This is a genomic window from Flavobacterium chryseum (genome assembly GCF_004362015.1).
Lineage (GTDB): Bacteria > Bacteroidota > Bacteroidia > Flavobacteriales > Flavobacteriaceae > Flavobacterium.
The window spans coordinates 1-22,821 of record NZ_SNWW01000006.1; the positions used below are offsets into that span (position 1 = coordinate 1).

The following is a 22,821-nucleotide window of genomic DNA, read 5'->3' on the forward strand; positions in this document are numbered from 1 at the left end:
TAATTTCAACCTTTTTCAAAACTTTTTCTTAACTCTCTGATAACCCCCTTTTTACAATTATAACTTTTTTAGTATTTGTGAGGAATTTCTGTAGCCGTTGTGGGTTTCGCAATCCTCAGCTTCTAATTTATCCCTGTTTTATGGACTTCGCACCTTAATTACCCCTTTTTTACAGAACTATGCAAAGTGGCTTTTTTTTCGTTTTAAAGGTTATAGGTTGCTTTCTTTGCTTATATAAGGAGGCTTCTTTTGAAAACTACTGCCCCTAGCACCGATAGTCCCGAAGTCTCGGGAGAAATCCTTTTGTGCCGGGGGTCGGCGCAAAAGATTGGAACGCATAGCGAGAATAGCTCCTTAAAACTAAATTCTAAATTTTAGAAATTCCAAATTCAAACTTAAAGAGCTTCGGCTTGGATCAGCTAAACACTTCTCTTAATATATAGACAGCAAAAATAAACCCGACAGGTTTTCAAAAACTGTCGGGTTGTGGGAGTAAATTTTACTCTTATATATAGGAGCGTTATTTTTTGTTGATTGTTTTTGCTTTCGCTTCCCAGTGATTCATGAGATCATTATAATCTACTGGTTTGGCTGGTCTTTGATTTAATAATCTGCCTGACTCAAATGCACGAACAAGAATTGTTTCTATTAGATAGTCTTCGTTGACTTCGTACGGTTTATATTCTGTTTTGAGGCTAATGTCGAATAAATTGGCAGTTGTATTAGATACAAAGGCTTTGAAGCCGCTTTTCAGGGTTCGGATTAATTCGTATGTTGTAATTCCGGTTTGGCGATGAACCAGCTTTACCAGAATTTGGCCTTGTCTACGCGAGAGCTTCTTCAATCGGTCCTCGAATTCATTATTAAGGTAATCTTCTACAATTTTAAAATATTTCTTTTTTTCACGATTGGTTTTCAATCTCGCCATTCCCTGATTTAAAGCAGTTAATCTATCTGAAGCTAATTTTGCATAGGGATAGACTTTATAAACTCTATTTTGAAGAATGAGAAATTGCTTTTGAGCTTCGGGATCAAGCTTTTCTTTAGAAATGATAATTTCCGGTAATTGGATAGTATCATTCAAGATAGAATCTTGTTCGGTAAGGATATAGCCCATTTCCTGATTTTCTTTAGGAGTAACCTGAGCCTGACTTGTAAAAGAAATCAATATAAAAAACAAAAGAATGTAGGTAAATCTCATAGAGTCATAATTTAAATGTAAAATTATATATTTATATACAACTCTAATACCAAATTTATAAATTAGCGCAAAAATATTTTTATGAGCACGAAATCTATCTTAAAAGATACCTCTATCGCTTTCTTAGAAAGCTACCTTAATAACGCCTCGCCTACTGGTTACGAAAGTGAAGGCCAAAAACTTTGGATGAATTATTTAACTCCGTATGTTGATACTTTTATTACTGATACTTATGGAACTGCTGTTGGAATCATTAATCCGGACGCTCCTTTTAAAGTAGTTATTGAAGGTCATGCCGATGAAATTTCGTGGTATGTGAACTATATTACTGATGATGGTTTATTATATGTAATACGAAATGGTGGTTCTGATCATCAGATTGCTCCATCTAAAAGGGTTAATATTCACACCAAAAAAGGAATTGTAAAAGGAGTTTTTGGATGGCCTGCGATTCATACTCGTTTGCGTGATAAGGAAGAAATTCCAAAATTAAGCAATATTTTCATTGATTTAGGATGCGAAACTAAAGAGCAAGTTCTGGAAATGGGTGTTCACGTTGGTTGCGTGATTACTTATCCGGACGAATTTATGATTCTTAACGAAAATAAATTTGTTTGCCGTGCCATCGATAATAGAATGGGTGGATTTATGATTGCCGAAGTTGCGCGTTTATTGCATGAAAATAAAAAAACGCTTCCGTTTGGATTGTACATAGTAAATTCTGTTCAGGAAGAAATTGGATTACGCGGTGCTGAAATGATTGCGCAAACGATTAAACCAAATGTTGCCATTGTAACTGATGTTTGCCACGATACAACTACGCCAATGATTGATAAAAAAGTAGAAGGCGATCTTAAAATGGGTAAAGGTCCTGTTATCGCTTATGCGCCGGCGGTTCAAAACAAACTGCGTGATTTAATTGTTGATACTGCAGAAGAAAACAAAATTCCGTTTCAACGCAGTGCAATTTCTCGAGCAACAGGAACAGATACTGATGCTTTTGCTTACAGCAATGGCGGTGTAGCATCTGCATTAATCTCTTTACCTTTGCGTTATATGCATACGACTGTAGAAATGGTGCATAGAGAAGATGTTGAAAATGTGATTCAGTTGATTTATGAATCATTATTGAAAATTGAAAACAATGAAACTTTTTCTTATTTCAAATAAGACAATCTAAAACGTCGAATCGGTTATTAAATAAATAACCGATTTGACTAATATATTATTACATGAAAATTTTACTACTCGAAGACGATTTTACTTTATCTAAAGAAGTCTCTGCATTCTTTACTTCAAAAGAATTCGAGTGTATAACTTATTATGATGGTTCGCTGTTATTGAAAAAATATTTGCCTTATGAATATGATTTAATAATTCTCGATATTAATGTGCCCGGAACAAATGGAATTGATGTTTGCAAGGGTATTCGGGAAGTTGATAAAAAGACGCCAATTATTATGCTTACGGCTTTTAGTGAAATTGAAGATAAACTGGCTTCTTTTGATAATGGTGCCGATGATTATTTGATGAAGCCTTTTCATTTTGAAGAATTACATGCCCGAATTTCTTCTTTATTAAGGAGAAAAGATATTCCGCAACAAGTTGAGAAGAAAATTATTATTGATGATTTAGAAATTCTTGAAGAGGAAATGAAAGTGTATCGCTCTGGCGAAGAAATCAAACTTACTCCAAAAGAGTTTAAATTGATTTTAATTCTAGCTCAAGCCAAGGGCAAGGTATTATCGAAACAATTTATTGCTGAGAAACTTTGGGATTATCATATTGAAACCAATCAGAATACTATTGAAGTTTATATTAATTTTTTGAGAAAGAAAATAGACAAAGACCACGAAACAAAACTCATTCGGACCAAAATTGGTTACGGATATTATTTAAGCGATCAGGAATGACTTTAAAAAACAGGATATCACTTTTAGTAAGTTTATTGTTTACAATCCTTTTTGGGTTGGCTTCTACATTGATATTCGTTTTATATTCCAATTTCAGAAAGGAAGAATTTCGAGATCGACTCGAAATAAAGGCGCTTTCTAACATTAAACTTTTGGTAAATGTTAAGCAAGTTGATAATCAGCTTTTGAAAATTATTGATCAAAACTCGATTAATAAATTGTACGACGAGAAAACTTTAGTATTCGATTCTAATTATAAACTTATATACAGTAGTATAGATGATGCGAAAATTAACTGGTCAATTGATGATTTAAAATATTTAAAGAAGAATAAAACCTTTTTTAAGCAACAAGGCGATTACGAAGTTTATGGCGTTTTTTATGACACTAAAGACCGGGATTTTTATGCTTTGATATCGGCAACTGATGATTACGGCAAACGCAAATTACTTTTTTTGCGCTATACGTTAATTATATCTTATATCTTTTTTACTTGTGTTTGTTGGGTGGTTACCTCTATTACCGTGAAAAAATTAATGAGTCCGTTAAGTGCTTTTCATCAAAAAATAAAAAAAATCAATGAAAATAATCTTGATACTCGTGTAGAATCTAAAAGTAATAATAATGAAATTGACCTGATCGCCAATGAATTTAATTTCATGATGGACCGGATTGAGATTTCTTATCAAAAACAAAAAGAATTTACCGCGCACGCGTCGCACGAGCTTAGGACTCCCCTATCTAGAATTACTTCTCAAATAGAAAACACCATTGCAGATTCTACAACATCCATAAAAGGCAAAACATTCTTAAATACTATTTTATCAGATGTGAATCAGTTAACTGAATTGATTAACTCACTATTGATTCTATCTAAAATAGATAACAAAAAACATGAAAATACAGAAGTCCAGCGTATGGATGAAATTATATTTTCGGCTATTGAGAACTTAAATAAAAGTTTTCCAGATTTTGTAATTCTTTTTGAAATGGAAGAAAACGACAATTTAGACACGGCTTTAGAAATTAAAGGAAATAAAAACCTATTAGAAATCGCCTTAGGTAATATTTTAAAAAATGCGTGTGTTTACTCTGATAATAAACAAGCTCTTATAAAAATTAGTACTGAAAATGATAATCTTATCATCTCTATTTTAAATACAGGAAATACATTAACTGAAAATGAGCAAAAAAATCTTTTTCAGCCTTTTATGCGTGGTGAAAATTCTAAAGGAACTTCAGGCTTTGGGCTTGGTTTACGTATTGTTCAGCGTATTCTAAATCTTCATAATACTCAAATTATGTATAACGTTCCAAAAGAAAATACTAATTTATTTCAATTAGTATTTCATTCCAATTTCTAGAAACTTTTCATTTTTAAGTTCTTTTTAAGGTCGCCATTAAGGCATCTTAAAGCCCTGTGCTATCATCTTTGTATCAAATAAAAATGATACGATGAAAAAGTTATTTGCATTATTATTGCTGATTTTATTCAATCAGGTAAGTTCGGCACAAAAAACAGTCACTTTAGAAGAGTGTGAAAGCCAGTTTCTAAAAAACAATCTTTTTTTGCTGGCATCTCAATATAATATAGATGCCTTAAAAGCACTGACGATGCAAGCCCGAATTTGGAATAATCCGACGATTACTGCAGAATTAAATGCTTACAATCCTGAAAGAAATCAATATTTAGATATTGGAAAAGACGGTCAGAAAGCCTTTGGTATTGAGCAGCTGATTTATTTGGGCGGAAAAAAACGCAACGAAATAAAACTGGCTCAAACTAATGAAAAATTAGCTGAGCTTCAGTTTAATGATTTACTAAGAACATTAAAATTGCAATTGCGAAAAAGTTTTTACACGGTTTATTATAATACAAAAAGCCTGGAAACTACAGATGAGCAGCTTTCTCATATTGAAGATTTAATCAATTCTTATTCTGCTCAGGCTCAAAAAGGAAATGTTCCGTTGAAAGATGTTGTCCGTTTGCAATCGCTATATCTCAACTTTAAAAACGAGCGCATGGAAGTTGTAAATGATAATATTGAGGAACAAGCGAACTTAAAATTATTATTGAATGCAACTGAAAACGTGATACCGGAAGTTTCTAAAGAAGCATTTGATAAATACACAAAAGAAATTCCGTTTGACCTTAAAAGTCTTGAAAGTGATGCTATTGCCAATCGCCCTGATTATTTAGCTAAACAAAAAGATATTGAAGCAAATGAACTTAATGTGAAATGGCAAAAATCATTATCCATTCCGGACATTACAGTTGGTGCAAATTATGACCAGCGAAGTGGTGCATTTAATAAGGAAGCAAATTTAACATTGGGAATTCCTTTACCGCTTTGGAATTCAAACAAAGGGAATATTAAATACGCCAAAACAATCTTAGAACAATCAAAAGTTGAAAAGCAAAATTTTGATCTTCAATTGCAAACTGAAATCACATCGGCTTGGAATAAATGGAATGAATCCCGCAAAAATTATGTTGCTATAAAACCAACTATAAATGCTGACTTTGAAGCTGTTTATAATGGAATGTTAACCAATTTTCAAAAGCGAAATGTGAGCTTATTAGAATTTACTGATTTTATGGAAAGCTATAATCAAGCGGCAGTTCAGATAAATGAACTGAAAAAGAAAGTAGCACTTTCTGGCGAAGAATTGAATAGTACAATCAACAAAGACTTATTTTAAAACCTAATAAAGATGAAATATAAACTAATTATAGGAATTGCTCTCGTGAGTTTATCAATCTCGAGCTGTAAAAAGGAAGTAGAAAATCCTGAAACGAATACAAGTTTTGCTTTAAGCGATGCAATGCTAAAAACGACTTCGACAGCTGTCGCGCAAACACAACCTGTAAAAAATGAATTGAGTTTTTACGGAAAAATTACTGCAGACAATAATAAGATGATTGATGTTTATCCGCTTGTTGGAGGAAATGTTGTCAAAGTAAATGTAGAACTTGGAGATTATGTAAAAAAAGGACAAGTTTTAGCGACTATAAAAAGCACCGATATTGCTGATTTTGAAAAACAATCTATTGATGCAAAAAATGACTTATTAGTTGCAAAAAATCAATTAAAAGTAGCTCAGGAATTATTTGATGGAAAATTGAATTCAGAAAGCGATGTACTTCAGGCAAAATCTGAAGTAAATAAAGCACAATCGCAATTGGGTAAAATTCAGGAAACGTATAAAATCTATAATATTAAGGCGGGTTCTATTTACGAAGTAACGGCTCCAATTAGTGGATTTATTATTCAAAAAAGTATTAATCAGGATATGCTTTTGAGAAATGATCGTTCTGAAAATATTTTTGACATTGCCGAAATCAGCGAAGTTTGGGCATTGGCCAATATTAATGAAATCGATATTAATAAAGTAAAATTAGGTATTGATGCTGATGTAACAACGCTCAGTTATTCTGATAAAGTTTTTAAAGGAAAAGTGGATAAAATCTTCAATGTAATCGATCCTGAAACTAAGGCAATGCAGGCGCGTATTAAATTAAAAAACACAGATTATTTGTTAAAACCTGATATGAATGCGAATATAAAATTGTCTTTTAACGAAGGTAAATCTATGATAGCCGTACCAAGTAAAGCAATTGTTTTTGATAAAAGTAAAAACTTTGTAATGGTTTTTAAAGATCGTAACAATATAGAAACCAGACAAGTTGAAGTTTACAGTCAAGTTGGTGATGTTACTTATATCTCAAGTGGATTAAAAGAAAATGAGAAAGTAATAACCAATAATCAGTTGTTTATTTATCGCGCTTTAAACGAATAAGACATGAACAAATTCATACGAAATATTATTGCTTTTTCGCTTAAGAATAAAGCATTTACCTTTTTTTGGGTTGGATTATTGGCTGTTGCCGGATTTATTTCCTTCAAAAATATGCCAATTGACGCTTTTCCGGATGTAACAAATACACAGATTATCATCATTACACAATGGAATGGAAAAAGTGCTGAAGAAGTTGAACGATTTGTTACTTCTCCTATAGAAATCTCCATGAACTCGGTTCAGAAAAAGACCAGTGTTCGCAGTATTACCATGTTTGGATTATCTGTTATCAAAATTATTTTTGATGATGGAGTTGATGATACTTTTGCCCGTTTACAAGTAAATAATTTGCTTAAAAATGTATCGCTTCCAGATGGCGTTGATCCTGACGTCCAGCCTCCTTATGGGCCCACCGGTGAGATTTTCAGATACATTGTAAAAAGTAATAGCAGAGATAGTAGAGAATTATTAACCTATCAAAACTGGGTTATTGACAAACAATTGCGTTCTGTTCCCGGTGTTGCGGATTTAAATGTATTTGGAGGTCAGACCAAAACATATGAAGTTGGTGTTGATCCCATCAAATTAGCAAAATACAACATTACTCCTTTACAGGTTTATAATGCTGTAAATGCCGGAAACCTAAATGTCGGCGGAGATATTATCGAGAAAAACGGACAGGCATTTGTAGTGCGCGGTGTCGGACTATTAAAATCTATTTCAGATATTGAAAATATTATCGTTGATGATGCTAACGGAAATCCAATTTTGGTAAAAAACCTGGCTTCTGTTTACGAAAGTTCAATGCCAAGAGTGGGACAAACCGGTTTAGGCAAAAATGATGATGCTGTTGAAGGTATTGTGGTTATGCGCAAAGGCGAGAATCCACAAGAAACTTTGGCTTTGATTAAAGCTAAAATAAAAGATCTGAATGATAATGTTCTTCCAAAAGACATCAAAATTGAAACTTTTTACGATCGTGATAATTTGATGAATTTCACGACAGAAACCGTAATGCACAATTTATTTGAAGGTATTATTCTGGTTACCTGTGTTGTATTTCTTTTTATGGCCGACTGGAGGACAACTTTCACGGTTTCAATTGTTATTCCGTTGTCGTTATTGTTTGCCTTTTTGTGCCTGAAAATGATGGGGATGAGTGCTAATTTGCTGAGTTTAGGTGCAGTCGATTTCGGAATCATTATTGATGGTGCGGTGGTTATGGTCGAGGGATTATTTGTGGTTTTGGATCACCGCGCGAATCAATTAGGAATGACGGCTTATAACAAAATTGCAAAAGGCAGCCTGATTAAAAAAACCGGGGCAGAAATGGGTAAAGCCATCTTCTTTTCTAAATTAATCATCATTACAGCGTTATTGCCCATTTTCTCTTTCCAAAAAGTAGAAGGAAAAATGTTCTCGCCTCTAGCCTACACGCTTGGTTTTGCCTTAATGGGAGCTTTACTTTTTACTTTGACATTGGTTCCTGTTTTATCTCACATTCTATTAAATAAAAATGTAAAAGAAAAAAATAATCCGTTCGTTAATTTTTGGGACCGAATTGTAAGTAAGGGTTTTGCCTGGACATTTAAGCACAAAATGAAAACACTTATTGCTTCAATGGCAATTTTAGCGACTGTGTTTTTCTCGGCTACATTTTTAGGAACAGAATTTTTGCCTCAATTAAACGAAGGAGCTTTATGGGTAACGGCAGAATTACCAATGAGTACGTCTTTGCCTGAAAGTGTAAAAACTGCCGCAATGATTCGAAAAGATTTGGAAACTTTTCCTGAAGTAAAAAATGTTTTATCGCAAACCGGAAGAAGTAATGACGGAACAGACCCTAATGGTTTTGGGTTCATACAGCTTCAGGTTGATTTAAAACCAAAATCAGAATGGACACGAAAAATCACTATGGATGATTTGATCAATCAAATGGATAAAAAACTCAAAGTTCATCAGGGAATTACTTATAATTATTCGCAGCCCGTTATTGATAACGTTGCAGAATCTGTAGCAGGTTTTAAAGCCTCAAATGCGGTAAAAATTTATGGTGATGATCTTGATAAACTCGATGAATTATCTAATGAGGTTTTAAAACAAATAAAAGATATTCCGGGAATTAAAGATGTCGGAATTCTTAGAAATGTTGGTCAGCCCGAAATTAGTGTAATTCTTGATCGAGATAAAATGGCGGCTTACGGAGTGACATTAAGTGATGCACAAGCAGTTTTAGAATTGGCTTTTGGTGGAAAAACGGCTACTGAAAAATATGAAGACGAGAAAAAATTCGATGTCAGAGTTCGTTTTTCTAAAGAATATCGTAAAGACGAAAATGATATCAGCGAACTTAAAGTGCCAACAATTAGCGGAATAAAAATTCCTTTGAAAGAGATTTGTGAATTAAAAACGATTACTGGCCCGGCTTTCATTTACAGAGATAATACCAAACGTTTTATTGGCGTGAAATTCTCTGTTCGTGATCGGGATTTAGGAAGCACAATTGCTGAAGCTCAGGCTAAAGTAGCAAAAATGAAACTCCCTAATGGTTATACTGTAGGCTGGACAGGTGAATTTGAAAATCAGGTTCGTGCCAGCGCGCGTTTGGCTCAGGTAGTTCCAATCAGTTTAATCGGGATTTTTGTATTGTTGTTTATTCTTTTCGGAAACATCAAAGATTCATTGCTTGTTTTGGCCAATGTTCCGTTTGCAATTATTGGAGGAATTATCGCTTTGCATGTTACAGGAATGAATTTTGGAATCTCTGCAGGTGTTGGTTTTATTGCCTTATTAGGAATTTGTATTCAGAATGGCGTGATTTTAATATCTGAATTTCATCATAACATTAAAGCAAAATTAAGTCTGGAAGAGTCTATCTTTTTAGGTGTAAAAGCCAGAACACGAGCAGTTGTTATGACAGCACTTATGGCATCGATAGGTTTAATGCCGGCAGCTATTTCAACGGGAATTGGTTCAGAATCACAAAAACCTTTAGCGATTGTAATTATCGGAGGATTAATTACTGCAACAATATTAACGTTATTGGTTTTCCCAATTATATTTTGGGTATTCAACCGCAAGAAAAATGCTCCTATTGAGTAAGGAGTTTTAAAATAAATTAATTTTGGTTAAATTAATTAGGTTTTGTTAGGGAAAAAGCATCATTTTTTAATGGTGCTTTTTTGATTCTGTTACCTTTTAGTTTAATATATTGCACTAATCATTTTAAATTTATATGAAATATATCTACTTTTTAATAACCGTATTTTTTATCAGTTTTATAGCTTCAATTATAAATCCTAAAGAAGCTTTTACATGTTTTCTTGAAATTATTCCGGCGATTATTGGATTTTTGATTTTAGCCTTTACTTTCCAGAAATTCAGATTTACAAATTTCACTTATACTTTAATACTAGTGCATTGCATAATCTTATTTATTGGAGGACATTATACGTATGCCGAAGTTCCGCTTTTTGATTATATAAAAGAAGTATTTCATCAGAGCAGAAACAATTATGATAAAGTGGGGCACTTTGCGCAAGGCTTAGTTCCGGCAATGATAATAAGAGAATTATTTATTCGCAAAAATGTAATAAGCAATAAAAGCTTCTTCAATTTTATTATTGTAAGCATTTGTGTGGCCATAAGTGCCGCTTACGAATTTATAGAATGGTTTGTTTCCTTAGCAACCGGAGATGGCGGCGATGCCTTTTTAGGAACTCAGGGTTATGTTTGGGATACACAGTCGGATATGTTATTTGCAACAATCGGGGCGATAGTTGGGCTTATTGCATTCTCAAAAATTCAGGATAAGCAAATTCAAAAAATATCATTTTAGAATAATCATAGTTTTATTGAAACAAAAAGATTAAAACAAAAAAGCTTAAACAAAAAAAACGACCTTCTGCTCAATGAAGGTCGTTTTTGTGTACTAACTCAAACTTATTTTTAAACTCTTATTTTGCAGCTTTCAAAAGTGCAATAGCTTCTGTTGCATTAGATAATTGTGCAAATTTTAAAGCTGTATATCCTTGTTCGTTTTTATCTGATGGACGAGCTCCACTAGCTAATAAAACTTTAATAATTTCTACTTTGTTATAACGGGCAGCGATCATTAAAGGAGACATGTCATCTGATTTTTCATTTACATCAGCACCGTATTCGATAAATTTTTTCACTACTTCAATATCTCCTTTACTAACAGCAACTGTTAATGGAGTTCCGAAAGATACTGATACTTCTACCTGATCTTTAACACACGTTTTGTAATTTGAAGCCATTGAAACATTTGCGAATGCTACTAAAGCTAATCCTAAATAAATAACTGAATTTTTCATAATGATTTTGTTTTTAATTGATTGATAATTATTTGATTGATAATGGGTTGTTGTTAAACTTATGCAAATGTATATTAAATTCTAGTATATTGCTATGCAAGGTACTTTGTTTTAACTAATTGTTAACGTTTACTTAATGAATTCAAAATATTCCAAACGTTAATTTCTTAATTTTTTATAATAGACGCTGCAAAGGTAGAAATGTTACACTAAAACGAATATTTCTTAAAATTAAATCTGAAGTTTTTTAAAAAAATTAAAATCAATACTTTATGATTTTAACTCTACAATAATATTATGTACAAAAAAGGAAGAATTTATTCATTAAAACTAAATAAATAGAACAGTAATAATCAATTTTTGATGTAAATAAAAAAAATTAACAAAAGTCTGAAAAATAAGAAAATACTTAAAAATTTAATATCCAGACTTTAACAAGTAAAATCAGAAAAGGGATAAATGAAGTTATTTTATCTCTATATTTTATTTGGATTTATAGTAAACATAAAATTTACAATTTGAATTTGTTTTTATAGATATCCTTCAAATCGTTTTCGAATAAAGTGTAGGGATTATCATAAAACTTAATAAAATCAGGGGCACTAACCTGACCCGGAAAAGGCGCATAAAAATGAGTAGGACTTGTAGCGTCATTCCTCCAAACTAAAACATAGGCTAATTCAAGTTTTTTTGTTTGTAAAGTTTTCAATAACGTTTCTGTCCACCAAGTTGGATTGGGAATAGATTCTAAACCCGTTTCTGTAAAAGCTGCTAACTTGTTCTTTTTTATTCCGAGATCTGAAATTATGCAGAGCTTTTTAGTTGCAGCTTCCAGATCATATTTTCCATCTCTTCCAAAATCACCATAATCATCCATTCCAAACATATCTACATAATTATCTCCCGGATACCGTTCTAAGTATTCAGATTCTGAATTGAATTTATTATCCGGAGAAAAAGCGTAGATAAAATTATGAACGCCCAAAGTATCTCTTAAATAAGAAACTGTAAATTGCCAAACCGCGATAAAGTCTTCACGAGAGGTGTAGGGTTTTCCCCACCAAAACCAATCGCCATCAAATTCATGAAAAGGCCTGAAAATCATTGGCGCAAGCGAGCCATCTTTGGCTTTTACAGAATGAGCAAAATCAGCAATCGTTTTTAAAATTTCTTTGTATTGTTCATGATGTGAGCCACCTTCTTTAATTAAAGACATTGCAGCAACAGCAGTCGAATCTTTTTTATAAAAACTATTTCCGGAAACCGGATTTATAAAATGCCATGAAACGGTTGTGATTCCGCCTCTTTCATAAGTATCAATAACATTCTTTCTTAAAATCTCTTTTGTTTTTTCTATTTGCTCTTTTGATTTTCCGGAAAATCCACTAAAATCAATTCCTACAACGGCCGGATGCGAACCAGTAACTGATTTAACATCTGAACGATTGGGTTCATTTGACCATCCGTACCCATATTCAAGCGCATGTTGATGTCCGAAAAGAATATGATTTTTTGAAATTAGTTTTAAATTCTCATACAAAACTTTCGTTTCTTTTGTCGCATTTTTATCAATTTGCGCAAAAAGAAAATGCCCTGCTATCATAAATAGAGATAGCAAGGCATTTTTTTTATTTGTAATTAAGTTCATGGTTTAAATAGTTAGTTTAAACCCGAAATTACTATTTAGTTTCAAGGTATTCTAATACGTTTTTATCAATACGTTGATCAATATTAGCAATATCAGCTTTTACGAATTTTTCACCTAAAATATTCTCGTACAACTCAATATATCTCTCAGAAACTGATTCGATATATGCATCTGTCATTTCAGGAATTTGTTGTCCTTCCTGACCCTGAAAACCATTTTCGATCAGCCAGCGACGCACAAACTCTTTAGACAATTGTTTTTGCTCCTCCCCTTTTTCTTGTCTTTCTTCATAACCTTCGGCATAAAAATAACGAGAAGAATCAGGTGTATGAATTTCATCAATTAAAACAATTACACCATCTTTTGTTTTTCCGAATTCGTATTTGGTATCTACTAAAATTAAGCCGCGAGAAGCTGCGATTTCAGTTCCTCTTTGAAATAAATCACGTGTAAATTTCTCTAAAACAATATAATCTTCTTCTGAAACTATTCCCTTTGATAAAATATCTTCACGGGAAATATCTTCGTCATGAGAACCGTTATCTGCTTTTGTTGTTGGTGTAATAATTGGTTCCGGAAATTTGTCATTTTCTTTTAAACCTTCGGCCATTGTTACGCCGCAAATTTGTCTTTTTCCTGCAGCATATTCACGAGCAGCGTGCCCTGAAAGATATCCACGAATAACCATTTCTACTTTAAAAGGCTCACATAAATGTCCTACAGCTACATTTGGATCCGGAGATGCAATCAACCAGTTTGGAACAATATCTTCTGTTAATTCCATAAATCTTGTCGCAATCTGATTTAGAATTTGTCCTTTGTATGGAATACCTTTTGGCAAAACCACATCAAAAGCCGAAAGTCTGTCGGTTGCAACCATTACCAAAAGTTCGTCGTTAATGTTATAAACTTCTCTAACTTTTCCGCGGTAAACTGATTTCTGATTTGGGAAATTAAAATTTGTAGTTGTGATTGTATTGCTCATTATCCTTAAGTTGTGTTTTTGTTTTATTAATGCAAATTTAAAACTATTTCACAGAGTATCCAATGAAAAGAAAGAGATGCATCAAGAAATATTGCATTTTATAATCTAAAGGTACTTAAAACAAAATGCCTATAGAAATTCTACAGGCATTTTGTTTATTTATTATAATGAATTGAAATTAGCTTGCTACAAACTCTTTATTCAAAATTTTTGATGAAATATATTTTGCAACGCCATCTTCGGCATTTGTTTTTATAACTTCTAAATCAGGCAATGTTTCTTTTAATAAAGCAGGAGCATTACCCATAATTAAACCTTTTCCTGATGCAGATAACATTTGAACATCGTTAAAACCATCTCCAAAAGAAACCACTTCATCTAAGGTAAAACCTTCTTTTTCCAGCACTTGTTCAATGGCAACGGCTTTGTCTATCGACTTATCCATAAATTCCAAACAAGTTGGCAGACTAAATGCATGATGCAAATGTTCTGAAGAATTTGCTAAAATGTCATCTTTTAATTTTACTAGTTTTTCATGATTATCACATGAAAAGAATAACTTAATAGAACCAAAATCTTCCAGCTTTTTGTAATCAACCAATTCCGGACGGTATTTTAATTCCGTTTGAAAAGCATTTAGTTTTTCGCTTAATTTATTCGTTTGCCAGACATTTTCCTTAAATAAAACAACTGTAATTTCAGGATCGATTTCAATATTTAATGCTGCTTTAACAACATCACTATTTAAATTGAATGCAAAAAGTTCTTTTTTTTCAGGTGAATGTATTCTCGCTCCGTTTGAACTTACCAAATAAACCGGAACTTCGAGCGTGTCGATAATTGCCATTGCATCAAGATGATGGCGGCCAGTTGCAACAATGATAAGATAATTTTGATTGTGAAGTTCCTGAAAAATAGATTTGGTATAATCTGATATTCTGTGTTGGGTGTTGAGTAAAGTTCCGTCTAAGTCACTTACAACAACTTTTATATTTTTAAGTTTTGAAGTCATATTAGTAATCAAGTATTTATGATTATGCAAATTTAAGGTTTTATGACCAGTTGAGCAAAGATTACAAGGCATGAAAGCCTAAAATGACACAAGTTTATTATATATTTAACTATTTCTTCAAAAAGTAAATTATTGGTAATTTAAACTTTAATAATTCCAGATTTATACAAATTCAATGCCTTCTGCAAAACCATTTCTATCTTTTCTAATGGCAAATCTTCATCAGAATCAAATAACATAATTTTCATTCTCGATCGATCTTCCTGAATTAAAAAAGATTCATCAAAGTGTTTTCCTTCTACAATTCCGATATAAGGTTGCTTGAGTTTTTTGTGAATCCATAAATAACAAAACATTTTTCCTTTATAGCAGAAAAATGGCATTCCATATTTAAGGACATTTGTGATGTCTTGGTCTTGTTTTAGAATGATTTCTTTTAATGCAAGAAGTGTCTCTTTTATAGGTTCTTCCTGGTTTAGGTAAAAATCATCTAGTTGTTTCATTTATATAAAGTTTAAAAAGAGTAAATTCAAAAAAAATATTCGTTTTACACATTTCTAAAAAGAACATGAATAAAACGAATATCATTAAACATCAAAACACATTTTACGATTTACATTTGACATTTCATTAAATAAAAACTTAATCGTGATTCTCTATTTGTTTATAAGCATCAATTACCTTTTTCACTAATCGGTGACGCACGATATCCTTATCATCAAGATAAATAATCCCGATTCCGTCAACGTCTTTCAAAACTAAAATAGCTTCTTTCAAACCCGAAATAGTTCTGCGTGGTAAATCGACCTGTCCTGGATCACCCGTAATCATGAATTTGGCATTTTTTCCCATACGGGTCAAAAACATTTTCATTTGCGAGTGTGTTGTATTTTGTGCTTCATCCAGAATTACAAAGGCATTATCAAGCGTACGTCCGCGCATAAATGCCAATGGCGCAATCTGAATAATTCCTTTTAATATGTAATCTTCGAGCTTTTCGTTGGGTAACATATCGCGCAAAGCATCATAAAGAGGCTGCATATACGGATCTAGTTTTTCTTTCATATCACCGGGTAGGAAACCAAGGTTTTCTCCTGCTTCTACTGCCGGTCGTGTAAGTATGATCCTTTTTACTTCCTTTTCTTTCAGTGCTTTTACGGCCATTGCCACACCTGTATAGGTTTTTCCGGTTCCTGCTGGTCCAACTGCAAATACCATATCATTTTTCTTGATGGTATCTACCAATAATTGTTGATTTGGCGTCATGGCTTTAATAATCTTACCGCCAACTCCGTGAACTAATATTTTGTCATGATCGTATGATTTTTTTTCATCCTGACCATCCATAATTACGCGTTCAATTACATTATCGTCAATGTTGTTGTATCTGGTAAAATGAAGCATCAGCCTCTGAAATCTTTTCTCGAATTCATCTAAAACTTCTTTTTCGCCAAATGCTTTCAAAGTCGTCCCTCTTGCTACTATTTTAAGCTTTGGGTAGTACTTTTTAATTATTTCAAGATGAGTGTCCTGAGCGCCCCAAAAGTCTTTTGGAGCGATGTCTATTAGCTCGATTATTCTTTCGTTCAAATGAGGTAGTTTTAAATTAAAATTAAATTTGTTTTGTAAATCTATGTTGTCGGGTTGTTTTATCTTTAAATGCAAATTGTCTTTTCTTCTTTCAATTTGTATTTAGTATTACTAGATTTGCATATCTCAAATTTAATGAAAATTAGATTTAAAAACTACCAATAGTTATAAACAAAATTATGTCAATAATTACCCTTACTACTGATTACGGCTTAAAAGACCACTTTGTGGGTTCGCTAAAGGGTAAAATTTTATCTGAATATTCAGAGGCTCAAATAATTGACATTTCACATGATATAGACCCGTTTAATACAGCCGAAGCAAGCTATATTATCGGGGCATCTTATTTAAGTTTTCCAAAAGGAACAGTCCATTTAATTGGAGTTGATATCGAACGTAATAAAGAGAATCAGCATATTGCTATGGAATGGAACGATCATTACTTTATTTGTGCCGATAATGGCATTTTAAGTATGCTTACACAAAAAATTGTTCCGCAAAAAATTGTCGAAATTAATGTTCACGATCGTTTTCCTAGTGAATTCAGCGATCTGGATATTTTTATACAAGTCGCCTGCCATATTGCAAAAGGCGGTTTATTGAATGTGATTGGAAGAGAAGTTTCCGGAATTAAGGAAATAAACGAATTACAGGCAGTGGTTTCAAACGATGGAAATTCGCTAAAAGGATATGTAATTTATATCGATCATCTCGGAAACATTGTGACTAATATTTCTAAAAAGCAATTTATAGAAGTAGCAAAAGGCCGTCCGTACGAAATTGTAATGAAACCCAAAAGCATCAAAACCATTCTGCCAAATTATTCAGCCATTGCAACTTCAGAAAAATACCCAATAAAAACATACGAAGGAGAAAAACTGGCTATTTTTAACGAAGCCGGATTTCTTGAAATTGCCATTTTTAGAGGCAATCCTTCAAAAGTTGGTTCTGCAAATAGTTTGTTGGGATTGAATTATCGCGATGTAATTACGGTTCAGTTTCTTTAAATATTTTAGATTTCAGATTGTTGATTTCAGATTCAAAAATTGCGGGAATTTGGAATTTGGAATTTTCATAATTGGAATTTTAAAATTTTCCTAAAAAGAACAATCAATTTTGGTATTTTTGCGCACCTGAAGAATCTTTAGACATTCAAAAATCTAAAATCAACAATCTAAAATCTAAAATCACAAAGATGTTTGTCAGAATAGTAAAAATGAGTTTTCACGAAGAAAAAATTCCTGATTTTCTGGAGAATTTTGAAACCGTAAAAGACAAAATACGAAATGCAGACGGAAATCGTTTTTTAGAATTGTATCAGGACAAAAATGACAAATGCATATTTTTTACATACAGTTATTGGGAAACCGAAGAAGACTTAGAAAATTACAGACAATCTGAACTTTTTAATAGCGTTTGGGATTTTACAAAAAAACTCTTTAATGCAAAACCAGAAGCGTGGAGCGTCGATAAAATTGTTTCTTTAGTTTAAATTAATTTACTATACTGGTTTTAATACTGAAAAAATTTAACCGCAAAGAACGCTACGATTATATTACAAGGTTTTTACAAAATGCAAAGTTCGCAAATCTGGAAGAACCTGAAAACTGAAACAGATAAACTATTCAAACGAATAAACGATTAAACAAAAAATAAATGAAATCAATCATTTTACGAGAAATAAAATCCTTTTTTGGCTCTCCTATTGGCTATTTGGTCATTGCTATTTTCTTAATTAGCAACGGACTATTTTTATGGGTTTTTGAAGGAGATTACAATATTTTAAATACAGGTTATGCTGATTTGACTCCGTTTTTCACTTTGGCGCCCTGGATTCTAATTTTTCTGATTCCGGCCGTAACGATGAGAAGTTTCTCTGATGAAAAAAAACAAGGAACATTAGAATTGCTTTTAACCAAACCATTATCGATTTGGGAAATCGTAAACGGAAAATTTTTAGGATCTTTATTATTGATTATTTTAGCAATTGTTCCCACATTTATATATGTAAAAGTACTTTCGAATTTGGGTTCTCCTGAAGGAAATATCGATATGGGAAGCACAATTGGTTCTTATTTCGGTTTGTTGTTTTTAATCGCTGCTTATTCTGCTATCGGAATTTTTACTTCTACCCTGTCAGAAAATCAAATTGTGGCTTTTATCATTGCCGTTTTTTTATGCTTTGTTTTTTATTTTGGTTTTGAAGCATTGGCTACATTAATTCCGGGATCTTCAACCCTTATTTCAGCATTTGGTATGCAGGATCATTTTAAAAGTATGAGTCGGGGCGTTATCGATACTCGTGATGTTATTTATTTTTTAAGTATCACGGTTTTGTTTTTGTCTTTTACTGTTTATCAATTAAAATCTTTTAAAGCGTAATGAAAGCATCTACTCAACAAAATATCAAAACGTTAGGTATTACCGTTTTCGTTTTAATCGTTTTAAATGTTCTAGGAAGTTTGTTTTTCCACCGATTTGATTTAACCAAAGACAAGCGATATACATTATCTGAAACTTCTTTACAAATCGTAAAACAGGTTAAAAATCCGTTGTCGATTAAGATTTATATGCAAGGTGATTTGCCGGCAGATTTCAGACGTTTGCAACAGGAAACCAAACAATTATTAGAAGAATTTCAGGCTTATAATAGCAATATTGTTTTCGAATTTGTAAATCCGATGGAAAACGAAGACGAAAGTATGGCCGTCGTAAAATCGCTTTATCAAAAAGGACTTACACCAATAAACATTACGGTTGACGATAAAGGAAAACAATCGCAGGCAATGGTATTCCCGTGGGCTGTTGCAGTTTACAACAATAAAGAAGTTAATATTCCATTATTGAAAAACATAATGGGCGCTTCGACTACGCAAAAAGTAATTGGATCAATTCAGCATTTAGAATATTCAATTGCCGATGCCATTAATAAAATCAGCAAAGACAGACAAAAGAAAGTTGCGATCATCAAAGGAAATGGCGAATTACATGAAGTTCACATTGCCAATATGTTGAAGCAAATTAAAGAAAGCTATTATATCGGGCCTTTTACATTAGACTCTGTTGCTAAAAATGCGACAGGAACTTTAGAGGCTTTGAAGAAATATGATCTTGCGATTATTTCAAAACCAACTGAAACTTTTTCTGACGAAGAAAAACAGGTTTTAGATCAGTTTATCATGAATGGCGGAAAAACATTGTGGTTAATCGATCAGGTTGCGGCCGATATGGACAGTTTATACAATCAATCCGGAGCAACTTTAGCATATCCGAGAGATTTGAATTTGAATGATATGTTCTTTAAATATGGATTTAGAATTAATCCCGATTTAATAAAAGACGAACAAGGAAGTCCGATAAAATTAGCCACAGGTGAGCAAGGAAGCGCCACACAATATCAGGAATTTATCTGGAAATATGCTCCACAAGTGTATCCAACGAGCAAACATCCAATTGTAAAAAATTTAGGTGGAATAAAATTCGATTTCGCAAATCCGATTGACACCTTGAAAAACGGAATCAAAAAAACGGTTCTATTGCAATCTTCTCAATATTCTAAAAAAATTGGAACTCCGGTTGAAGTTAATTTGAACATCGTAACAGAGCAAACCTCTCCTCAGGATTATATAAATAAAGGAAATTTACCTTTAGCTGTTTTATTAGAAGGAAGTTTTCATTCCGTTTTTGAGAATCGCGTTTTACCTTTCAAAGAAGATTCATTTCAGGCAAAAGGAAAACCTACAAAAATGATTGTAATTTCTGATGGAGATTTAGCAAGAAATCAATTAGATAAAAACCTGATGCCGGTTGAATTAGGTTATGATCAGCGCACAGGAAACCTGTATGATAATAAAGATTTTATGATGAATTGCGTTAATTATTTACTGGATGATACCGGACTTATTAACATTAGAAGCAAAGATTTAGAATTGCCATTATTAGATAAGGAAAAAGTTTACGAAAATTATAGTCTTACACAATTCATAACTATCGGACTTCCAATTCTAATTTTATTGGTTTTTGGATTGGCTTTTACCTACATACGCAAAAGAAAATATAGCAAATAGATGTTAATAAAAAAATTGCAATACTAAAATTGTTTGCGATATATTTGTAAAATCTATCTTAGTGGAAGAAAAACTAAGGAAAAGAGAAAAAAATAAAACAAAAGAGATGAAATTTATAGTATCGAGTTCGTACTTATTAAAACAATTACAAGTTTTAGGTAGTGTAATTAACAGTAACAATACGTTGCCTATTTTAGATAACTTTTTATTTGAACTAGACAACAATGAATTGACAGTTTCGGCTTCAGATCTTGAAACTACAATGTCTGCTACATTATCAATTGATTCTACAAGTAAAGGAAGCGTGGCTGTGCCTGCAAAACTTTTGCTTGAAATTTTGAAAACGTTTCCGGAACAACCTTTAACTTTTACAGTTGAAGAAAACAATACAGTCGAAATTAGCTCAAACTCAGGAAAATATGCATTAGCATATGCTGCCGGAGAAGAATTCCCAAAATCAGTACACCTTGAAGATCCGTCTGTAACACTTGTTCCTGCTCATATTTTGGCAACTGCTGTAAGCAAAACTATCTTTGCTGCAGGAAATGATGATTTACGTCCGGTAATGTCCGGTGTTTTCTTTCAGTTCTCTCCAGAAGGTCTAACATTTGTTGCAACAGATGCTCATAAATTGGTAAAATACGCTCGTACAGATGTAAAAGCATCTCAGGTTGCAGATTTTATTATGCCTAAAAAACCTTTAAACATTTTAAAAAGTATTTTAGGAACTTCTGATGCTGAAGTAAAAATTGAATACAACGATTCGAATGCGACTTTCTCATTTGATAATTATATTTTGATGTGTCGTTTAATTGATGGAAAATATCCAAACTATGAAGCGGTAATTCCAAAAGAAAATCCAAATAAATTAATGATTGATCGTTCTTTATTTTTAAGTTCAGTTCGTCGTGTTGCGATTTTCTCAAACAAAACTACACACCAAATTCGCTTAAAAATTGCCGGAGCTGAATTAAATGTTTCTGCAGAAGATATCGATTACTCAAACAAAGCTGAGGAAAGACTAACTTGTGATTATCAAGGAGATGATCTTCAAATTGGTTTCAACTCTCGTTTTTTAACAGAAATGTTGACTAACTTACAATCTGACATGATTATGTTAGAAATGTCATTACCAAACAGAGCCGGGATTCTTACACCAGTTGATGGTTTAGAAGAAGGCGAAACTGTTACTATGTTGGTAATGCCTGTAATGTTAAATAGTTAACATCAAAACTTCTTTTTGTTACAGGGATTTTTTTTAGTTTCAGATTAAAGACATATCATTGTAAAAAAAAAACATCGCTATTAACCAACCATTTTTTATACCTAGAAACCGCAATTCTTTCAAGAGAATTGCGGTTTTTTATTTTGAGGATTTTTTTTGTTTCAAGTCTCAGATTTCAGGTTGAAATGCTATTAAGGCTTGTGTAGATTTTTACCACGAAGTTCGCAAAAGTTTTTTTACTCAGACTGTATTCACAAACGCGAAGAACGCAAAGCTTTGTGTAAAAACTTTGCGAACTTCGCGTAAACCTTTGTGACTTTGCGGTAGAAAAACACAATGCAGGCAAATTGGAAACCTGAAACAAATTTTTACTTAACTTTGTATTATGAAAATAGAAATTTGGTCGGACATCATGTGTCCGTTTTGTTATATCGGAAAAAGACAACTGGAAACAGCTTTAGCTGAATTTCCAAATGGTGAATTTGAAATTGAGTGGAAAAGTTTTCAGCTTGACCCAACTATTACGCCGCAATCAGGAAAAGATGTTTATACGTTCCTAGCTGAACGAAAAGAAATTTCAGTTGAGCAATCAATAGAAATGCATAAAGGTGTGGTAGAACGCGCAAAAAGCGTTGGTTTAGACTATCACTTTGATAAAGCTATTATTTCAAATTCTCTAACCTCGCATCGTATCATACAACTGGCCAAAACCAAAAAATTAGGCGATGAAATGGAAGAAGTTTTCTTTAAAGCTTATTTTACTGAAGGTAGAGACTTAAACAACTCTGAAACTTTAATTGAATTGGCTGTTAAAGCTGGTTTAGATTCAAATGAAGTTAAAGAAGTTATAGAGAATGAAAGCTTGTTTTTAAAAGACGTAAAAGCAGATATTAGCGAAGCACAGGAAATTGGTGTTCAAGGAGTTCCTTTTTTTGTTTTTGATCGAAAATATGCCGTTTCCGGGGCACAGCCTGTTGAAGCTTTTGTGAATACGATTCGAGAAGTACAGAAATAATTTTAGATTTTAGATTTTAGATTTTAG

General features: G+C 32.6%; 20 protein-coding genes. 13 read left to right on the forward strand and 7 right to left on the reverse strand.

What is annotated here, in order from left to right; all coding sequences use genetic code 11:
• Window positions 1-520 precede the first annotated feature (520 nt).
• Complete coding sequence (locus EV143_RS12485; RefSeq protein WP_133508274.1) at window positions 521-1,201, reverse strand: DUF4294 domain-containing protein; 681 nt, start codon at window positions 1,199-1,201, stop codon at window positions 521-523.
• 81 nt (window positions 1,202-1,282) lie between these two features.
• Here EV143_RS12485 and EV143_RS12490 point away from each other — a divergent pair, with 81 nt between their 5' ends.
• From EV143_RS12490 to EV143_RS12520, 7 genes are all read left to right on the forward strand, one after another.
• Entirely contained in the window at window positions 1,283-2,371 is a 1,089-nt protein-coding gene (locus EV143_RS12490) for a M42 family metallopeptidase (RefSeq protein WP_133508275.1), read from the forward strand.
• Window positions 2,372-2,433: 62 nt separating this feature from the next.
• Window positions 2,434-3,114 carry a response regulator transcription factor gene (locus EV143_RS12495; protein WP_133508276.1) on the forward strand — a complete coding sequence of 227 codons (681 nt, stop codon included), beginning with the start codon at window positions 2,434-2,436 and terminating at the stop codon, window positions 3,112-3,114.
• Window positions 3,111-4,478 carry a sensor histidine kinase gene (locus EV143_RS12500; RefSeq protein WP_133508277.1) on the forward strand — a complete coding sequence of 456 codons (1,368 nt, stop codon included), beginning with the start codon at window positions 3,111-3,113 and terminating at the stop codon, window positions 4,476-4,478. The genes EV143_RS12495 and EV143_RS12500 overlap by 4 nt, the downstream gene beginning before the upstream one ends.
• Before the next feature lie 91 nt (window positions 4,479-4,569).
• Entirely contained in the window at window positions 4,570-5,817 is a 1,248-nt protein-coding gene (locus EV143_RS12505; protein WP_133508278.1) for a TolC family protein, read from the forward strand.
• Window positions 5,818-5,829: 12 nt separating this feature from the next.
• Window positions 5,830-6,915 (forward strand): efflux RND transporter periplasmic adaptor subunit, encoded by a 1,086-nt coding sequence (locus tag EV143_RS12510; protein ID WP_133508279.1) that lies wholly within the window; start codon window positions 5,830-5,832, stop codon window positions 6,913-6,915.
• 3 nt (window positions 6,916-6,918) lie between these two features.
• Window positions 6,919-10,017 (forward strand): efflux RND transporter permease subunit, encoded by a 3,099-nt coding sequence (locus EV143_RS12515; RefSeq protein ID WP_133508280.1) that lies wholly within the window; start codon window positions 6,919-6,921, stop codon window positions 10,015-10,017.
• Window positions 10,018-10,150: 133 nt separating this feature from the next.
• Window positions 10,151-10,753, forward strand: coding sequence for a DUF2238 domain-containing protein (locus EV143_RS12520; RefSeq protein ID WP_133508281.1), 603 nt, complete (start codon window positions 10,151-10,153; stop codon window positions 10,751-10,753).
• Window positions 10,754-10,871: 118 nt separating this feature from the next.
• Here the strand turns inward: EV143_RS12520 and EV143_RS12525 are convergent, their stop codons facing one another.
• From EV143_RS12525 to EV143_RS12550, 6 genes are all read right to left on the reverse strand, one after another.
• Entirely contained in the window at window positions 10,872-11,252 is a 381-nt protein-coding gene (locus tag EV143_RS12525; protein WP_133508282.1) for an ankyrin repeat domain-containing protein, read from the reverse strand.
• Between the two features lie 511 nt (window positions 11,253-11,763).
• Window positions 11,764-12,900, reverse strand: a complete 1,137-nt coding sequence (locus tag EV143_RS12530) for a glycoside hydrolase family 26 protein (protein ID WP_133508283.1) — start codon at window positions 12,898-12,900, stop codon at window positions 11,764-11,766.
• Between the two features lie 31 nt (window positions 12,901-12,931).
• A complete protein-coding gene (locus EV143_RS12535) occupies window positions 12,932-13,885 on the reverse strand; it encodes a phosphoribosylaminoimidazolesuccinocarboxamide synthase (RefSeq protein ID WP_133508284.1) in 954 nt (317 codons plus the stop codon).
• Between the two features lie 178 nt (window positions 13,886-14,063).
• A complete protein-coding gene (locus EV143_RS12540; protein ID WP_133508285.1) occupies window positions 14,064-14,897 on the reverse strand; it encodes a Cof-type HAD-IIB family hydrolase in 834 nt (277 codons plus the stop codon).
• Between the two features lie 140 nt (window positions 14,898-15,037).
• On the reverse strand, window positions 15,038-15,400 hold the full coding sequence (locus EV143_RS12545; RefSeq protein WP_133508286.1) for a DUF1801 domain-containing protein: 363 nt from the start codon (window positions 15,398-15,400) through the stop codon (window positions 15,038-15,040).
• Window positions 15,401-15,539: 139 nt separating this feature from the next.
• Window positions 15,540-16,487, reverse strand: a complete 948-nt coding sequence (locus EV143_RS12550) for a PhoH family protein (protein ID WP_031456209.1) — start codon at window positions 16,485-16,487, stop codon at window positions 15,540-15,542.
• Window positions 16,488-16,666: 179 nt separating this feature from the next.
• On the opposite strand from EV143_RS12550, the gene EV143_RS12555 reads away from it, so the two are divergent.
• From EV143_RS12555 to EV143_RS12580, 6 genes are all read left to right on the forward strand, one after another.
• Entirely contained in the window at window positions 16,667-17,494 is an 828-nt protein-coding gene (locus tag EV143_RS12555; protein ID WP_133508287.1) for an SAM hydrolase/SAM-dependent halogenase family protein, read from the forward strand.
• A gap of 188 nt (window positions 17,495-17,682) precedes the next feature.
• Window positions 17,683-17,979 carry a putative quinol monooxygenase gene (locus tag EV143_RS12560; protein ID WP_133508288.1) on the forward strand — a complete coding sequence of 99 codons (297 nt, stop codon included), beginning with the start codon at window positions 17,683-17,685 and terminating at the stop codon, window positions 17,977-17,979.
• A 164-nt stretch (window positions 17,980-18,143) separates the two neighbouring features.
• Entirely contained in the window at window positions 18,144-18,869 is a 726-nt protein-coding gene (gene gldF, locus EV143_RS12565) for a gliding motility-associated ABC transporter permease subunit GldF (protein ID WP_133508289.1), read from the forward strand.
• The gene (gldG, locus tag EV143_RS12570; protein ID WP_133508290.1) at window positions 18,869-20,554 is read left to right on the forward strand and encodes a gliding motility-associated ABC transporter substrate-binding protein GldG; all 1,686 of its coding nucleotides are present in this window, start codon (window positions 18,869-18,871) and stop codon (window positions 20,552-20,554) included. Before gldF ends, gldG begins: the two co-directional genes overlap by 1 nt.
• Window positions 20,555-20,660: 106 nt before the next feature.
• The gene (gene dnaN, locus EV143_RS12575) at window positions 20,661-21,779 is read left to right on the forward strand and encodes a DNA polymerase III subunit beta (protein ID WP_133508291.1); all 1,119 of its coding nucleotides are present in this window, start codon (window positions 20,661-20,663) and stop codon (window positions 21,777-21,779) included.
• A 385-nt stretch (window positions 21,780-22,164) separates the two neighbouring features.
• On the forward strand, window positions 22,165-22,794 hold the full coding sequence (locus EV143_RS12580) for a DsbA family oxidoreductase (RefSeq protein WP_133508292.1): 630 nt from the start codon (window positions 22,165-22,167) through the stop codon (window positions 22,792-22,794).
• The last annotated feature ends 27 nt before the right edge of the window (window positions 22,795-22,821 follow it).

Excerpts from the sequence above, each read along its gene's own strand:
- EV143_RS12560 (WP_133508288.1), top strand. The coding sequence starts at position 17,683 with ATGTTTGTCAGAATAGTAAAAATGAGTTTTCACGAAGAAAAAATTCCT.
- EV143_RS12500 (WP_133508277.1), top strand. The coding sequence starts at position 3,111 with ATGACTTTAAAAAACAGGATATCACTTTTAGTAAGTTTATTGTTTACA.
- EV143_RS12525 (WP_133508282.1), bottom strand. The coding sequence starts at position 11,252 with ATGAAAAATTCAGTTATTTATTTAGGATTAGCTTTAGTAGCATTCGCA.
- EV143_RS12510 (WP_133508279.1), top strand. The coding sequence starts at position 5,830 with ATGAAATATAAACTAATTATAGGAATTGCTCTCGTGAGTTTATCAATC.
- EV143_RS12530 (WP_133508283.1), bottom strand. The coding sequence starts at position 12,900 with ATGAACTTAATTACAAATAAAAAAAATGCCTTGCTATCTCTATTTATG.
- EV143_RS12540 (WP_133508285.1), bottom strand. The coding sequence starts at position 14,897 with ATGACTTCAAAACTTAAAAATATAAAAGTTGTTGTAAGTGACTTAGAC.
- EV143_RS12505 (WP_133508278.1), top strand. The coding sequence starts at position 4,570 with ATGAAAAAGTTATTTGCATTATTATTGCTGATTTTATTCAATCAGGTA.
- EV143_RS12515 (WP_133508280.1), top strand. The coding sequence starts at position 6,919 with ATGAACAAATTCATACGAAATATTATTGCTTTTTCGCTTAAGAATAAA.
- EV143_RS12545 (WP_133508286.1), bottom strand. The coding sequence starts at position 15,400 with ATGAAACAACTAGATGATTTTTACCTAAACCAGGAAGAACCTATAAAA.
- EV143_RS12520 (WP_133508281.1), top strand. The coding sequence starts at position 10,151 with ATGAAATATATCTACTTTTTAATAACCGTATTTTTTATCAGTTTTATA.
- gldG (WP_133508290.1), top strand. The coding sequence starts at position 18,869 with ATGAAAGCATCTACTCAACAAAATATCAAAACGTTAGGTATTACCGTT.
- EV143_RS12490 (WP_133508275.1), top strand. The coding sequence starts at position 1,283 with ATGAGCACGAAATCTATCTTAAAAGATACCTCTATCGCTTTCTTAGAA.
- EV143_RS12535 (WP_133508284.1), bottom strand. The coding sequence starts at position 13,885 with ATGAGCAATACAATCACAACTACAAATTTTAATTTCCCAAATCAGAAA.
- EV143_RS12495 (WP_133508276.1), top strand. The coding sequence starts at position 2,434 with ATGAAAATTTTACTACTCGAAGACGATTTTACTTTATCTAAAGAAGTC.
- dnaN (WP_133508291.1), top strand. The coding sequence starts at position 20,661 with ATGAAATTTATAGTATCGAGTTCGTACTTATTAAAACAATTACAAGTT.
- EV143_RS12580 (WP_133508292.1), top strand. The coding sequence starts at position 22,165 with ATGAAAATAGAAATTTGGTCGGACATCATGTGTCCGTTTTGTTATATC.
- gldF (WP_133508289.1), top strand. The coding sequence starts at position 18,144 with ATGAAATCAATCATTTTACGAGAAATAAAATCCTTTTTTGGCTCTCCT.
- EV143_RS12555 (WP_133508287.1), top strand. The coding sequence starts at position 16,667 with ATGTCAATAATTACCCTTACTACTGATTACGGCTTAAAAGACCACTTT.
- EV143_RS12485 (WP_133508274.1), bottom strand. The coding sequence starts at position 1,201 with ATGAGATTTACCTACATTCTTTTGTTTTTTATATTGATTTCTTTTACA.